At 35.8% G+C, this 15,928-nt stretch carries 16 protein-coding genes; 13 read left to right on the top strand and 3 right to left on the bottom strand.

From position 1 onward, the window contains the following. Positions 1 to 139: 139 nt before the first annotated feature. The 9 genes from H0486_RS11855 to H0486_RS11815 all read left to right on the top strand — a co-directional run bounded on the left by H0486_RS11855 (position 140) and on the right by H0486_RS11815 (position 7,841). Positions 140 to 1,054: a DUF3658 domain-containing protein gene (locus H0486_RS11855; protein ID WP_228353187.1), complete on the top strand. Its 915-nt coding sequence runs from the start codon at positions 140 to 142 to the stop codon at positions 1,052 to 1,054. Positions 1,055 to 1,204: 150 nt separating this feature from the next. Then, positions 1,205 to 1,747: a GNAT family N-acetyltransferase gene (locus H0486_RS11850; RefSeq protein WP_228353186.1), complete on the top strand. Its 543-nt coding sequence runs from the start codon at positions 1,205 to 1,207 to the stop codon at positions 1,745 to 1,747. Positions 1,748 to 1,999: 252 nt separating this feature from the next. Further along, a complete protein-coding gene (locus H0486_RS18465; RefSeq protein ID WP_228353185.1) occupies positions 2,000 to 2,923 on the top strand; it encodes a recombinase family protein in 924 nt (307 codons plus the stop codon). 14 nt (positions 2,924 to 2,937) lie between these two features. Next, a complete protein-coding gene (locus H0486_RS11840) occupies positions 2,938 to 3,798 on the top strand; it encodes a metallophosphoesterase (RefSeq protein WP_228353184.1) in 861 nt (286 codons plus the stop codon). A gap of 497 nt (positions 3,799 to 4,295) precedes the next feature. Continuing rightward, complete coding sequence (locus tag H0486_RS11835) at positions 4,296 to 4,793, top strand: AAA family ATPase (protein ID WP_228353183.1); 498 nt, start codon at positions 4,296 to 4,298, stop codon at positions 4,791 to 4,793. Between the two features lie 212 nt (positions 4,794 to 5,005). Further along, the gene (locus H0486_RS11830; protein ID WP_228353182.1) at positions 5,006 to 5,827 is read left to right on the top strand and encodes a nucleotidyltransferase domain-containing protein; all 822 of its coding nucleotides are present in this window, start codon (positions 5,006 to 5,008) and stop codon (positions 5,825 to 5,827) included. A gap of 58 nt (positions 5,828 to 5,885) precedes the next feature. Then, entirely contained in the window at positions 5,886 to 6,650 is a 765-nt protein-coding gene (locus H0486_RS11825) for a class I SAM-dependent methyltransferase (protein WP_228353181.1), read from the top strand. 85 nt (positions 6,651 to 6,735) lie between these two features. Beyond that, on the top strand, positions 6,736 to 7,398 hold the full coding sequence (locus tag H0486_RS11820; protein ID WP_228353180.1) for a CPBP family intramembrane glutamic endopeptidase: 663 nt from the start codon (positions 6,736 to 6,738) through the stop codon (positions 7,396 to 7,398). Between the two features lie 41 nt (positions 7,399 to 7,439). After that, positions 7,440 to 7,841, top strand: a complete 402-nt coding sequence (locus H0486_RS11815; RefSeq protein ID WP_228353179.1) for a hypothetical protein — start codon at positions 7,440 to 7,442, stop codon at positions 7,839 to 7,841. Between the two features lie 215 nt (positions 7,842 to 8,056). Here the strand turns inward: H0486_RS11815 and tnpC are convergent, their stop codons facing one another. The 3 genes from tnpC to tnpA all read right to left on the bottom strand — a co-directional run bounded on the left by tnpC (position 8,057) and on the right by tnpA (position 10,407). Further along, on the bottom strand, positions 8,057 to 9,595 hold the full coding sequence (gene tnpC, locus H0486_RS11810; RefSeq protein ID WP_228351324.1) for an IS66 family transposase: 1,539 nt from the start codon (positions 9,593 to 9,595) through the stop codon (positions 8,057 to 8,059). A 102-nt stretch (positions 9,596 to 9,697) separates the two neighbouring features. Then, positions 9,698 to 10,054 carry an IS66 family insertion sequence element accessory protein TnpB gene (gene tnpB / locus H0486_RS11805; RefSeq protein ID WP_228351323.1) on the bottom strand — a complete coding sequence of 119 codons (357 nt, stop codon included), beginning with the start codon at positions 10,052 to 10,054 and terminating at the stop codon, positions 9,698 to 9,700. Beyond that, positions 10,048 to 10,407, bottom strand: coding sequence for an IS66 family insertion sequence element accessory protein TnpA (tnpA, locus tag H0486_RS11800; RefSeq protein ID WP_228351322.1), 360 nt, complete (start codon positions 10,405 to 10,407; stop codon positions 10,048 to 10,050). The genes tnpB and tnpA overlap by 7 nt, the downstream gene beginning before the upstream one ends. 792 nt (positions 10,408 to 11,199) lie before the next feature. Between tnpA and H0486_RS11795 the strand changes: the two genes are divergently transcribed. The 4 genes from H0486_RS11795 to H0486_RS11780 are packed head-to-tail and all read left to right on the top strand — an operon-like array spanning position 11,200 to position 15,899. After that, complete coding sequence (locus H0486_RS11795) at positions 11,200 to 12,765, top strand: alpha/beta hydrolase family protein (protein ID WP_228353178.1); 1,566 nt, start codon at positions 11,200 to 11,202, stop codon at positions 12,763 to 12,765. 51 nt (positions 12,766 to 12,816) lie between these two features. Then, a complete protein-coding gene (locus H0486_RS11790; protein WP_228353177.1) occupies positions 12,817 to 13,827 on the top strand; it encodes a methyltransferase domain-containing protein in 1,011 nt (336 codons plus the stop codon). An 11-nt stretch (positions 13,828 to 13,838) separates the two neighbouring features. Then, the gene (locus H0486_RS11785; RefSeq protein ID WP_228353176.1) at positions 13,839 to 14,915 is read left to right on the top strand and encodes a glycosyltransferase family 4 protein; all 1,077 of its coding nucleotides are present in this window, start codon (positions 13,839 to 13,841) and stop codon (positions 14,913 to 14,915) included. Positions 14,916 to 14,942: 27 nt separating this feature from the next. After that, positions 14,943 to 15,899 carry a glycoside hydrolase family 113 gene (locus tag H0486_RS11780; protein ID WP_228353175.1) on the top strand — a complete coding sequence of 319 codons (957 nt, stop codon included), beginning with the start codon at positions 14,943 to 14,945 and terminating at the stop codon, positions 15,897 to 15,899. Positions 15,900 to 15,928: the final 29 nt, after the last annotated feature.

Below are 15,928 nucleotides of genomic sequence, written 5' to 3'. Positions count from 1 at the left end.
CAACTAAATCGACCACTCAATCTAAAGGGGCAAAATGTGTACATGGAAACATATCGATGGATAGAAAAAGAACTGAAAAATGATGTGGAGTTGAGTGGATAGATAAGATAACATCAGTAGGGTTGTGGAGATAGAATGGATGTATATATTTTTAATAGAAGGTGAAGCAATGCTCGAAGTTGTATTTAGTGATAGTGAAAAAGGTTCTATGAAAGTAGCAAAAAATTATAATGCAAAAACTATGCTTGGTGGAGCGATCGGTTATATTGGAAAAAAGCCAACCAAAGCTGAATTAGGGAAACATTTTGAAGGCCAAGCAATTGGAGGGAATTCTCAAGATGTTGTTAATATAGGTTTTTCGCTTGACATTGGAGATATTTCGGGTGAAATTGATGGACATGAGCGGCAAAATATTTTCCGAAAATTGTGGGGACGATTTGAGGTTGATAATAAGGAACAAGAACGGTTCTTCCGAAATCAACGCAAGGATATGGAGAAGCTGTTGTCTGCCGCAAAAGATGGTATACCAATACGAATATGGAAAAGCAACACTCCTTATTCTGCTTGCGGATTTCACTTCGTATGCCATTTATTAAAAAATATTGACTGCGATATAAGAGTTGTTTCTTTACCTGAATATAAACCAATATCTGAGAATGAAATAGCCGAGTATAATCACTGGGGGGAAGTCGCTGCAGGTAAGTTTTATCAATTTTTATCTCTTGAAAAACAATTAACTAAGATAGAAAAGAGAATTATTGGTGACCGCTGGCACGACTTAATGGTAGAAAATGCACCATTGCGCGCAATTATAAATGGAAAGTTAACTTCCGTACCGGAAAATTTTTATGATTTCATTATCATGAATAATCTGCCTGATAGTGATTTCATTATGGCTAGACTTATCGGAAAGCTCTTAGGAGAATATAGGCTGGGCATTAGCGATAGTTGGTATGCTTTACGTATTGAAAAAATGATTAAAGAAAACAAACTAATTGTTGTTGAAGAAAAGGATCCTTCACATCCATATGGAAAAGTTGTAAGAAAAGTATAAGTCTGTTTAGAGCCGTAAAGCAAGAAAAGAAAAAGCGAAGTAATATTGTTACGGATGATGAAGGTAAACATCGCAGCAGTAGGAAATATAGTTCGAAGAAGAAATTATAAATTGTAATTTTATTAGAATATGACAGGAGGAATTGTGATTATGGAATTCATAACTGAAAGACTAATATTACGTCCGTGGAAAGAAACGGATGCAGAGAGTTTATTTAAATATGCAAAAGACCCTGCTGTTGGGCCTATTGCTGGCTGGCCTCCTCATAAGAGTATAGATGAAAGCCGTGAGGTTATAAAAAACGTTTTTTGTGGACCAGAGTGCTATGCTGTATGTTTAAGAACTGATAATATAGCGATTGGCTGTATTGAACTGAAACTTAATGGAAGTACAGATATGACCAAAAGAGATGATGAATGTGAATTGGGTTACTGGATAGGAAAGGAGTTTTGGGGACAGGAACTTATTCCTGAAGCAGCAAGAGAGCTCATTCGTCATGGATTTGAAGATTTAAATATGAATGTAATATGGTGCGGATATTATGAAGGCAACACAAAATCAAAAAGAGTACAAGAGAAAGTCGGATTTGTTTACCATCATACATGCAAAGAAGTAGCAGTGCCGCTTATGGGAGAGACCAGAATAGGCCATACAAACTATATGACAAAGGAGCAGTGGCTAGCAAACAAGTAAATTCGACTACTCTTTCCTTTAATGAAAAAGCCTTTGAAATCAAGCTTTCGTTAACTTTGGATATGTTTTCTTAAATAGCCTAAGTATCACATGTGGAGACGGTGGTGTTGATAACGCGCAATATGTAGCTGAAAGAGATTGCGCGAACACAATATGTTGTGATTTCACGCATTTAAAGAGCAATAATTGCCTACTTATCATTGGCGATAAAACGTGATATAATTAGGCTATATTAAAACAGGAGGTGAGCTTGTGGATTCAAAAATCTGGTATATCCCGGTAAAGAATGACCGTTTAGAAAAGAAAGTCGGAATTTACTGCAGGGTCAGTACAAACGAAAGAGAACAGCTTTATAGCCTTGCAGCACAGATTTCCGCTTTGACAAGAGCGGTTGCGAATGTTAGTCAGTGGAGACTGGCAGATGTTTTTATCGATATCGCTTCAGCGAAGGGAGAAATACCTCGTCGGGAATTTGAACGACTGCTTCGAGAATGTGAAGCTCACAATATCTCCGTTGTCCTCACAAAAAGTATTAGCAGATTTGGCAGAGATACGGTTGAAACCTTATCAGCAATCAATCGGTTGAAGGCAGCCGGTGTCAGAATAATATTTGAAGAAGAAAACCTGGATACCGATGAAATTGACAGCAATCTTATGATTTCGGTGATGGAATCCTTTGCCCAGGCTGAAAATGAGAGCCGAAGCGAAAATATCCGCATGGGACTTGCTATGAGAGCAGCAAACGGAACTTCTGGACTCTACAAACGAAAGCTGTACGGCTACTCTAAGAATAAGGATGGGGACCTTGTAATTGACAATGAACAGGCTAAGGTCGTGCGGGACATTTTCAGATGGTATCTGGATGGCGCCAGCGTGCTTGGTATCATAAAGAAACTATCAGACGCAGGTATTCCTTCCCCTACCGGTAAAGAAACGTGGAGCAAGCGTTCTGTAGAGAAGATTCTTGAAAATGAGAAGTACACAGGCACGGTAACTCTTTTGGATTCTGCTACACAGCAATATGAGTTCCAAATGAAAGAATGTCATCCGCCGATCATTACGGAGAGCGAGTTCAGGGCGGTACAGGAAGAAAGACTCAAAAGAAGTAACGTTGTTGAGGATGGTGATGGTACGCATCGTAGTAGTAAGAAATACAGTTCAAAGAAGAAATCATAAGCTGGTGGAAAATTATGAAGTCAAGATTTAAGAGAAAACAAATAATAATAGTGATAATTCTCGCTCTTTTGGCATTAGTCGTCGGTTGGATGGTCTGGGGAAACCTAACGATAGGCACAACACATTACGAGATTGCTTTTAAAAATTTACCGAGCTCGTTTGAAGGATATAAAATCGCACAGATATCTGATTTACATAATGCAAAGTTTGGAGAAAATAATGCGAGAATCATTGAAATCTTGCATGAGGAAAAACCGGACATGATTGCAATCACCGGAGATTTGATTGATTCAAATCGAACCGATATTGATATCGCAGTACAGTTTATGCAGCAGGCTGTCCAAATTGCTCCATGTTATTATGTAACTGGTAATCACGAAGCATGGATTGGTGAAGACTATCAACAATTAGAGAAAAAAATGATAGATGTGGGGGTCAGAATCCTTCATGATGAGGTGATGCCGATATATAAGGATGGAGAGAGCATCCAACTCATAGGACTGGATGACCCGGATTTTGCTGACAGGGATGCCGTGGTGCAAGATAGTATGTTGGATTCCAAACTTAAAAACCTCAAACTACAAGATGGATTTAAACTTCTTTTATCGCATCGACCTGAGACATTTCATTCCTATGTTTCAACGAATGTGGATTTAGTACTCAGCGGGCATGCACATGGAGGACAGTTCAGGATGCCGTTTATTGGAGGTATAGTGGCCCCAAATCAAGGCCTGTTCCCAGAATATGATGCTGGAGTTTTTGGTGAAAGAGGTACGACTATGGTAGTTAGCAGAGGAATTGGAAACAGTATCATTCCGGTTAGGCTGAATAATCGTCCTGAAATTGTGATTGTAAAGTTGCAACCGAAATCCTGATAAATTCTAGTTTGCTACGTGCTAAAATAGCAAATAGCCTACTTATGCGAGACAATAGATTATATGTCATCATTCTTCCAGTAATGAGAAAAAGCCTGAAAAATCAACGAATTTCATCGTTTTTGGATTTGATCCCAAAATAGCCTAAGTATCACACGTTGAGACGGTAGTATTGATGACAAGGGTAAAAGATTGAGAGAGCTGAAAACCCTTATATATCAATGCTTTTAGCACACATGGGTGTAAAAGCCATTGAACGAAAAACATGAAAATATCGCTTCGTGGAAACAAGTCCATAAAGGCAGTATTTGATAGTCAAGTGGTCAAGTTAGATGTCATAGCCCGGCGAGTGGCCGGGTTAGATGTCAGGAGTCGCGAGTGGTCGGGTTAGATGTTTTTTCGGAGTTTTTTGAGGTTGTGTGGTCGGGTTGGATGTTAGTATAACTATGTGTAGTGATTAAAGAAATCGATAAATCGGAATTTACAGGAGTTTGAGCATGAAAAACATTTATTTAATTGGCGGAACAATGGGAGTAGGAAAAACAACTACTTGCCAGATTATAAAAAACAAATTAAACAACAGCGTTTTCCTCGACGGAGATTGGTGTTGGGATATGCACCCTTTTCAAGTGACAGAGGAAACAAAGCAAATGGTATTAGAGAATATCTGCTTCCTTTTAAATAACTTTATTAAGTGCTCTGCTTATGAAAACATCGTGTTTTGCTGGGTTATGCACGAACAGACTATTATTGACCATATTGTTTCACGACTTAACACAGAAAACTGTAAGGTTCATTCCATATCTTTGGTATGCAGTGAACAAACATTGCAAGCGCGCTTGAGAAAGGATGTTGATGCTGGTATTCGTACAGAAGATGTGATTGGTAGAAGTATAGAGCGAATACCTCTTTACGAAGAATTGAATACGTATAAAGTTGATGTATCGAAAATCAGTCCAGAGCAAGTTGCTGATTTTATTATTAGGAACTGTTAAATTTCAATTTGTCTGTATACTAATTAAAGCAAACGAGACCATCTACTAAAATCGAACAAACATTACTACATGGGAACAAGCGTGAAGGCATGATTTAGATCATGCCAGAGCGATTTAGATGTTTTTTCGGATTTTTTTAAGGTTGTGTGAACAGGTTGGATGTAGGAATTAACAAGCTTTTTATAAAGATCGATTTAATGAGGTGAGTATGCATGAATGATATTAAAATAATATTAGACAAAGTTGTATCTGTATTGGCGGATGTTTCAGGTATTCAGGCTGTCGTGCTTGGAGGATCCCGTGCAAGGGGTACTCATTCCTCTGAATCGGATATTGATATTGGTATCTATTACGATAAAGAAACTCTTGATCTTGTGTCCTTGAACAAAGCGGCGAAAATTGTGGATGATGAACACAGAGACAATTTGATAGTTCCTCCCGGGGAATGGGGTCAATGGGTTAATGGCGGTGGCTGGCTTATTATTGATGGATACCATGTTGATTTTATTCTAAGGGATATAGATCGTGTGGAAAATGTAATTTCAGAATGCCGGGAAGGAAAAGTTACCGCACATTATCAAACAGGACATCCCCATGCTTATATAAATGTTATGTATATGGGAGAATTAGCAGTATGCAAGATGTTGTGGGATAAACAGGGTAATATTTCAGCTTTAAAGCAGGTTGCGGAACAATACCCACTGAAATTAAAAACAGCGATTATTAGTTTCTTTATGTTTGAAGCAGAATTTTCTTTAATGTTTGCAGAAAGTAATGCAGAGAAAAATGATGCTTATTATGTTGCTGCTCATATTGTACGGGCGGTCTCAGCGCTGAATCAAGTGCTGTTTGCAGTAAATGAAGAATACTGCCTGAACGAAAAAAAGGCAGTTAGCATGATAGATAGTTTTAGCACACACCCGCCCAGATACAAAGATAAAGTAAATTCAATTTTTGCGGCAGCCGGAACAGAAGCCGCAGAAGCCTGTGTACAGCTAAAGCAGTTGATTGACGAAGTGAAGGGGATTCTTTAGAATGCAAACCCGAATTTTGTTAGATAGATTAAACATATATTTCACAAGGAGAATTAAAGTGGATTTATTAGAATTAATTTTAGAGTACCACAAGGGTAACCAACGTCAGGGGCCGGGCAGTGAAGAAGCGACATTAAAAGCACTAAGCTACATTCCTTGTTTGAATGAAAAATCTAGAATACTCGACATCGGCTGTGGAACCGGCGGTCAGACAATAACACTAGCAAAAAACACAGCTGCACAAATCACAGCGGTCGATATGTTTCCACAGTTTTTAGAAATGCTTATGAAAAATGCTAAAGAGAATAATCTTACAGACCGTATTGTAGCTGAAGAAATGCTCATGGAAAGCTTAACCTTTAAGGAACACTCTTTTGATGTAATATGGTCGGAGGGAGCTGTCTACAACATAGGTTTTGAAAAAGGACTGTCCCTTTGGAGAAAATATTTGAAGGAAGACGGTTATATCGCTGTTTCTGAAATCTCATGGCTGACCGGTACGAGGCCGGAGGAAATCGAACAGTATTGGGTGAATTTATATTCGGAAATCGATACAGTCGAAAACAAACTTGCAGTAATTGAGAAATGCGGATATGAGATTGTTTCCCATTTTGCATTGGATGATAAATGCTGGATAGATAATTATTATCAGCCGCTTATAGATAATTCCGAAGAGTTCCTTAAGAAATATAATTATGCAGATGAGGTAAAAGATTTTCTTGAGCAAGGTAAAATAGAAGCGGATATGTACAACAGATTTAAGGATTATTACAGCTATGTTTTCTATATTGCAAAGAAAAATAGGAGCTTTGTGCATCAATAGTACAGGAAGTTATGGATCGGGTAAGAGTTAAAATTCAGCATCGTACAATATTAGAATCGGTATAATAAAATTTTCGGAGGATAAAATGGAATACACAAAAAAACAATCTGTGGTGGGTATAATCGTTTTGGCTGCCATGGCAATCGTCTCTTTTACAAATCTATTTGGGGCAAACTTATCGTCTGCAGCAATTATTCTTGGTGTTGCTTTTTTCTTTATTTGCCAAGCGGTTGAAAGGCAGCCAATGCAAGGAAGCGGCCTTGATTTTAAAGCAATCGGCGAGGGCTTGAAGGATAAAAAAATATGGATTTGGATTATCCTGCCAATCGTCATGGACGCTGTATGCGTTTTACTGTCGGTATTGTTTTTGCCCGAATATATAGAATATGAAACATTGAGGGCTGGATCGTTTGTGGAGATAGAAATCAGCGCTAAGTCTTTCCTTATGTTTTTGGTTTTTGCCTTGGGTGAGGAAATTGCGTGGAGGGCATTCTTCCAAAACAGGCTCAGCAAGGTACTGCCGATTATCCCAGCGGTACTTGTAACTTCTTTCTTATTTACCCTTGGTCACTATAAGCAAGGGGATATGACTATAGTTTTATTCGGGCTTGTCTTTACTTTCATTAACAGTGTTTTATATGGAGTCATATTCCATAAGGCAAAGAATGCATGGATTAGCACAATATCACATTTTGCTGCTAATATATTTGAAGTCCTTTTATTCATATTAATAGCAAAGGTAAATTAAATGAACTACGAGAGGATCCTATAGATATGGAGGGTATGGGAATGAAGGTAATTACAAGGGTGCTATTTAATATTGGTTGTATTATCAGTAGTATAGTTGGTGTTCTGCATTTTTTTGCGCCGTATTCGTTTGGTTGGTATTCCTATATACCAGATGCACCAATTGAAATTATTCAATCCATCAATTATGTAAATTTCTGCTTTTCACTTTTATTAGCCGGGCTTAGCCTTATATTATTGCTGATGCAAAAGCAACTGTTTTCAGGTATGAAAGAGTTGAATGTGTTCTATGTGTTCTTTGTTTTAGTATGGTTATCAAGGGTTATTGTTCAAATCGTATGGCCATGGCCGTCAAGTTTACAGCTATGGTTAGTTGTTGCCTTTAGCACAGAGTTTATATTTGCTCTGATTCCTATGATATATCTACTCAAAAAAGATAGATGACGAACTGTTCATTTATTATAGAAAACTATTAATTACTAAATCCAGGCACCCTGCGTTTTGATTTCGTAGGGTGCCTGGATTGTTTTGAACCTTATTCCTCCACATCAACGTAAGCGCTCGACAATAGAGTGCCTATTCTATTGTAAGCGGTTAACAACAGGGTGCCTTGTAAATAAGAAAGAGACCGACTATGATAATTAGTCAGTCTCAAATAATCACTTACCACACTCTGCTTGTACTGCCTCTGACCAAGGCATCAAAAATTTCAGATCTTCTGGGTGATTATGATAATCCGTATCAGGCATATACAATAATAAGTATTCTAGATATGTATATACATTAAGTCCGTTTGCTTTTGCTGTTTCGACTATGCTATATACTGCAGCACTTGCTTCAGCTCCTTTCGGTGTATCTGAAAATAGCCAGTTTTTACGGCCAATACAGAATGGACGTATGCTGTTTTCTGCTGTATTGTTTGAAATGGAGCATCTTCCATCAAGAAGATAATTCTCCATATATGGCTTCTGATTCTTTGCATACGTTACAGCTTTACCTAGAGCAGAGCCATTTAATACCGTAAGGTTTTCAAGCCAGCACCAAAAGGCATCAAGGACTGGGCGTTCCAGTTCAAGACGCTTAGTATATCTAACTTCAGGGGACAGTTCCTTAAGACTTTCCTCTATAAGGAAGAGCTTATTGCAGTAGTCCCTTCCGATTTCTGCATTGGTAGGTGGGGCATTCTTTGCCTTCTTTCCAGGAATAGCCTCTATGAACTTCCTTCGAAGGTGAGCCCAACAACCGCACCGGATAACTTCAAGCTTGTTATATCCACCGTATCCATCGGTATGAAGATATCCTCTGAACCCCTTTAGGTATTCGACTGGATTATCACCGTTTCTTGTTGGTCTGTAATCATACAAGATGATGGGAGCTTTCCCGTCATTACCAGAGCGATAAAGCCACATGTAGGACTTCGTCTGAGGTTTTTTACCATCCTCCTTCAGTACTTGGATAGGTGTTTCATCGCAATGAATGATATCCCTTTCTAGTAGCTTCTTCCTTAAGTACTGGATTACAGGATAGAAATAATCTTGGGAGCAACGTATAATCCAGTTAGCCATAGTGCTACGTTTTAAGGCAATACCGAGATTCTCCCAGTCCTTTTCCTGGCGATAAAGTGGCATGCTATTCACGTATTTCTGATACATTACGTTGGCTACAGAACTTGGTGATGCAAGTGAATGGTTCATTAAAGATGTCGGTGTAGGTGCCTTTTCTATATAGGGTTTGTCGGTATGTTTACACTTAGGACATTCATAAGCCATTCGGACATAACGAACAATACGTAGTTTAGCAGGTATGTACTCCAGCTCCTCACGAACCGTTTCCTTACCGATTGGTTTTAGATTATTCCCACACTGAATACAGTACTGATCCTCTATAGGAATCTCACACAGGATTTCACGGACAGGAAGATCTTTTATAATTTCTACTCTCTTTGTCTTTGTATGAGTCCGGGTGTAACCCTTTACTTCTTTGGTTATAGGTTCTGGATCAGGAGAATCAGAATAAGCTTCTGCCTCATTGAACAAATGTAGTTGTCCTTCAATATCATCCTTAGGAGTTTTTTCACTGGATGAACCGAACTTTTCCTTCCGAAGTATTAGTATCATCTCCGTAAGATTATCTACTTGTAGTTGTAACTTTTTTATTGTATTTTCGAGCTGTTCAATGTAAGCATCTTTATTATTCATCAGTGGTTTTTCTCCTACCATATATTCTAAACTTGATAGGTTTATTATACCATAAAAACAGCTAAAAGGCTAGTAAAATCAATACTTTCAGTCACTTTCCACTTAACAAAAAGCACCCTGTTTGACAGTCTTAATAGCCTTTGGTTGGTCGATAGAAAGTCCCTCCATTAACCAGCGAAATTCCTGCCAGGTAAGGAGTTTTACCTCATCTTGACTACGAGGCCATTTGAAATTTCCGCTCTCTAATCTTTTATAAAGAAGAACAAATCCATCTCCTTCCCAAAGGAGTGCCTTGAGCCTATCCCGGCGTTTACCGCAGAAAAGAAAGAGACTCTTTGAAAAAGGATCTAGATGGAACTGTTCTTGTACCACTGCAGCTAGTCCATCAATTGATTTACGCATATCTGTGTAGCCACAGGCAATGTAGATGTTCTTAGCTACAGTAATATCGCCTAGCATATATTTTTCAGTGCTAGAAGCACTGCTTCAATAGTCTGCCCGCTTGCTCCATTATGTACTTCAAGTGTAGCAGATGGAAGATGGATAATGACTGATGCCATAAGATTGGTTTGCTGTGCTTCTATTTCAAACTTGGCAAACTCAACTTGTGAATCTTGCTTAGGTATTGCGGGTAGAATAGCTTCACATGCTTTTTTACGTATCTTACGAAGCCAATAGTAATAAGCGTGACGGCTGATATGATTTTTCTGGCACCAGTCGTCAACCTTAAGCCCACTGTTTTGACAGTCCTCAATTAGTTTTTCCCATTGTTCTTGACGGAACTTTGTTTTTACATAGGTAACTTCATCCATGTTTCACAACTCCTTTCTAAAGTTTTTCAAGTTGAAAAACTTGAAAAACTTTAACTCAATATTTAGAGTTATTATCACATGGATCTCTAAAATAGAATAGGCACTCTATTGTCGAGCGCTTACTTTTTTTTTGTTAGCTGAATTGTTTTCGAAAGGTTAAAACCAATTTTTCGAATAAAAATAAATAAACTTAACTCAAGTCACATTAATGTGACACGACGCCTGCCATAATGTAACTATAATGGAACAGAAAACTACGAGGATTTATAGATACAATTAAATTTTGGGGATTATAAATAATTCAAAATTATTCCGAAATGGAAAATAGAGGAGGCGAGAATTATGTTTGATTTATTTGGAGGATTATTTGATTTTAACAATGATGGGCACATTGACACAATTGAACATGGGGCTGAAATTGCAATAGTTACAAGTGTGCTAGATGATTGACAGGGGAGAACCTCATAATCCTGAAGGAAAGTTAAATAAGGTATTTGAGAATGTATGAAAGAATACGAGAAAGCCAAAACTGATAACCGAATTTTTTTCAGTTTATATTTCAGATATCGGTACACTTGAGCCAAGAAAAGATTTCACTGATAGTGAAGTGGTTGATTATTCTCAGATGAATGGTAAAGGTATTTAATTCCAATATATTTACAAAAATATGGAAAAAAACTTGAAATTGGTATTAATTTGGTGTATTATAAATAAATATTGTATTTTAAAATGTCTTATATCGATAAGTGATGTTATAATAAGGGGATATCCTATGTTACTAAGGGGGTAAATATGATTATTCAAAAGAAGCTCTTGTCTGGGGAATTCGTCATACTGTATTGCTGTGAAAGAAAATCAGATTATGTCACTATTATGTGTCCAGGTTTAGGATTTTCTAAAGTAGGACCATATTTTTTGCTTGCCAATATCGCACGAAATTTATATAAAGAGAAAGTAGATACTATTCTATTTGATTATTTTGGTCAAGGTGATAGTGAAGGTGATTTTTATTCAATGTCCTACGAAACGGTTGTTCAATCTACTAAAAATATTTTAGAGTACGCATATAGTAAAGGATATAGAAATATTATTTTGGTTGGTTTTGGAATTGGAAATCTAGTGTGCAATGAGTTGTGCATAGATCCAAATATAAAAATGCTATGTCTGATTGACTACAATGCAGATACATTTGAGAAATTTGACATACCAGAGCATGTTGAATATATTGAAGGTTCTATCAGTAATACAAAAGAGGGACGACTAATAAGAAATTTTGTGGGATTAACACCTTGTTGCAATGGGGATCCTATTTCAGTAAGGACTTTTAAATATAAGCCTGATATATTATACAATTATAAAATATGTAATAAGCCTGTATGCCTAATGGATAATCAAACACTAGCTGAGTTTGGAGCTTTTTTAAATTCACTTGAATATAAAAAATGGAATGATGAAAGAGCTTTTGCAGATGCGTGGGATAAGATAAATGAATATGTCGTAAAATGGATACTAAAAGAAATAAAATTAGAGAAAGTGACGGATACTCGAAAAAACTTAGAGGATAATAATACTGAATTTTCATATTCATATGAGGAAAAGGAAGTATACTTTGAAGTGGAAGGAATGCAAGGAGTATTAAGTTATCCAGTAAATTATGATAATACGAAAACATATGAATGTATCATATATGAACCAGGACTTGGAGGAGAACGAGTAGACCATATGAGAACTGGTGTATTAGCAGCACGTGAATTTGTAGAAAATGAATATTTTTTCTTTCGATATGATTATGCAGGTTGTGGAGTATCAGAAGGAGATTTTTATAAGTACCGTTGGGGAGATAAGTATGAAAGGCTAGTTAATATATTAGAATTCATAAAAAATAATTTTCCGGTAAAAAGTTTTGGAATATTATCCTATAGTGAAGGAGCAAAAGTAGCAGTATGGGCATGTCGATTTTGTGATGACGTAAAGGCAGTTGTTATGTGGAGTCCAGTTTTAATTAATGGGTTTATTAATTATCAAGGATTAAAAGATGGGGATGCCCAAAATGTTATAATACCAAGATTTATTAAGAATAAGAAAAGGGGAATTGTTCTGCCAACTCAGGCTTATTATCTTGGTTTGGAATACTTTTCAGATCAAAAAAAGAATGAGTTATATGAAAATTTGAATGAAATTAATAAACCAATCAAAATATTTTATGGATTAAAAGACCCTTTATTTCAAGAAGATGTTTACTGTGTTCAATCAGACTCTATTTCATGTGAAATAGTAGGTGAAGGACATCTGTTTAATTACCAAAATACATTATCCGTAATCAAAAAGTCCGTAAATTATTTTGGATTGAAGAAATAATATAAAATACATAGGAAACTTACTTATGTATTATTTTTTAAGGAGATTTAAATGCAGACTATAATGTTCACCATGGTGCCAGGATTTGAGAAAATAGTAGTAGATGAGATTAACAGCACCTTAACAACAGCAAAAGTGGTAGAGGTTCTGAGAGGAAAAGTCTTAATTAATGGATGTTTCAGTTTGAACGAGCTTTGTCAATTGAGATGTGTCGATAATATTTATTATTATATAGCTAAAATTAATGTTGGTCCTCATAAAAAAGATCTAGAGAAATTTGAGCAAGATATTGCAAAGATAAGTTTTCAAAAGGCTATAGAATTTTTAAATTTGAGTAAGAAACCTATCATTATTGTAAGTGCAAGCAAAAAGGGAAAACAGACCTATTCAAGATTTGATTTGTCAGATAAAGCAACAATGGCTATTTCTAAAAATAATGGCTATAAGATTGGAGATAGTCTAGAGCATAATTTAGCTATTCGTTTCGATTTAAATAATACAGAGTGCATGATATCAGTGCAATTAACAAAAGCTGATTTTAAATTTAGAGGAAGCGCTTATGAGTTTCAACCAGGAGGAATTAGGCCTACAATAGCAAATGCTCTAGTGAAGTTAAGTATGCCAACTGCGGAAGATGTATTTTATGATCCTTTTTGTGGTTCTGGTACAATTTCAAGAGAGAGAGCATTTTATGATGCGAAAAGAATCCTTGCAAGTGATATTAATCCAAAGGTAATTGAAAGTGCTAGAATTAATGTTCCGAGTAAAGTAAAGATATTTTGTTGTGATGCACGTCGTTTAAAAGTACAAGATAATAGCATCGATGTTATCGTATCCAATATTCCTTGGGGAAAACAAATAGAGGTAGAAAATGTGTATGAGCTATACATTTCATTTTTAAAAGAGGCAAAAAGAGTACTGTCTTCTAAGGGACGTATGGTTTTATTAACTGACAGAGAGGAGATTGTAGATGCAGCAGAAGAGGTAGGTTTTAAGATAGAAAAATTAATGACCATTAGCTTACATGGTCTGCTGCCAAATGTCTATAGAATTATGGAATAAAAGGAGAGCAAATGAAATTATCATATGTTTGTACTTGGAATAAGATAAAAGAGTTGACGTGGTCGGGGACAACCTTTTATTTAATGAAAGCAATGGAAAAATATTTTGATTTAACAAATTATGATATTCAAATGGATTATCCCAATGGAACTATTGTGAATCACAATAGTTCATTGGGACGTGCAATCCTTTCTAGAAAAGCTAAAAAAATATTAAAAGAAAGTGATGCCAATATAGTATTCCAAATAGATGACTATGTTATTATGGAAGATAAAATTAACTGTATTTATCAAGATTTAAGTATTGATAGCATACTTTACCATTCTAAATATAAAAGGGATATATTTTTACATAGTAATTTTGAAGAAGTTGATGAAGAGTTGCTAGAGAACCGTAATAAATGGCAAAAACAATTTTTGGATAAAGTTGATTTTGTTTTTACAATGAGCGAATGGCTAGCTGAAAACTTAATTCATTATACAAAACTACCACCAAAGAAAATACATGTGGTAGGAGCAGGAGTTAATATTGACGTTAGTAAGGTGAATTATAGTCATAAAGTAGGCAATAAAATTTTATTTATTGGCAGAGATTTTGAAAGAAAAGGGGGAGTTCTAACAATCGAAGCATTCATGTTGCTAAAGGAACGAATGCCAGAGGCTGAATTATTTATAGTTGGCCCAGTAAATAAACCATTTATTGGAGAAGTTAATGGAATACATTTTATAGGTGAATTGCCATATGATAAACTACCTGATTATTACAATTTATGTGATGTGTTCTGTATGCCTTCAATATTTGAAGCTTATGGAATAGTATTTGCAGAAGCATTAATTTATGGATTGCCTTGTATTGGACGAAATGATTTTGCAATGAGTGAATTGATCAAGGATTCCTATTCAGGATATTTGCTAAATCAGGATTCTCCAGATATATTAGCAGAAAAAATGTACGATTTACTAAAAAATAAAGAAATACATGAAAATGTAAAGAAGGAGCACAAGAATTATGTTGAAACATATTCTTGGGATGCGGTAGCACAACGTATATATAATATACTAGATGATAACAAGTTTAAGAATATTTGATAGAAAAAAGAGGGATATAAATAAAATATGAATACAGAATTATTTGTAAAAGGAATAACATATGGCTGGAATTCTTCCAGAGGAGATTATAAAAGTGAGTATGGAATTGACTCAATGAAAACATTAAAAGAAACAAACAGTGATTGGATTGCAATATCCTTTTCGCTTATTCAAGACAAGTTTTTATCAACAAAAATTTATTTCGATTACGAAAAGTCTTTAACAGATTCTGAAATTATTTATGCAATAGAGAACGCTCACAAAATGGGATTAAAGATATGCCTAAAGCCAGTTGTAAATCCGCTTGATGGTGTTTGGAGAGGTTTTATTTCTTTTTCAGAGGTCTATGAATATTGGTGTGAATGGTATCAATCATACAATAGCGCAATGCTACATTATGCAGAAATTGCAGAACAATATCATTGCGAGATGTTTTGTATTGGTTGTGAAATGGCAATGACAGAAAGAAGAACAGAAGAGTGGGTGCATTTAATTGAACAAGTAAGAAAAGTATACAAGGGAAGGCTTACTTACAATGTGAATCATGACTCTTATAAATCCGTTAAATGGTGGGAGTATCTTGATATCATAAGTGTAAGCGCTTATATAGAAATGAAATCAACCACAGATTTAGATATTATGCGTGATAGCTGGATTTCATATAAAGAAGAAATGAAAAAGTTATATGATACATATCATAAGCCAATTATATTTATGGAAATTGGTTGTATTAGCGGTACTGGATGTTCAAAAGAGCCTTGGAAGTATGATTTAATCAATACGGCTCCAATCAATGAGGATGAACAAGCTTTGTATTATAGTGCAGCATTTGAGTCTTTATGGAATGAAGATTGGTTTGGTGGATTTTTCTGGTGGGATTGGCCAATTAAATTATATCCATTAGAGGAAGCAAAAAATGATATTAGTTATTCTCCTTATGGAAAAAAAGCAGAGAAAATAATTAGAGAATGGTATTCAAAATAAAAATGTATAACGGGGGAAGCACTATATAT

Source organism: Variimorphobacter saccharofermentans (assembly GCF_014174405.1).
Taxonomy (GTDB): domain Bacteria; phylum Bacillota; class Clostridia; order Lachnospirales; family Lachnospiraceae; genus Mobilitalea; species Mobilitalea saccharofermentans.
Note: the sequence above shows the minus strand (reverse complement) of the source record. Positions and strands in the feature narration are given on the sequence as shown.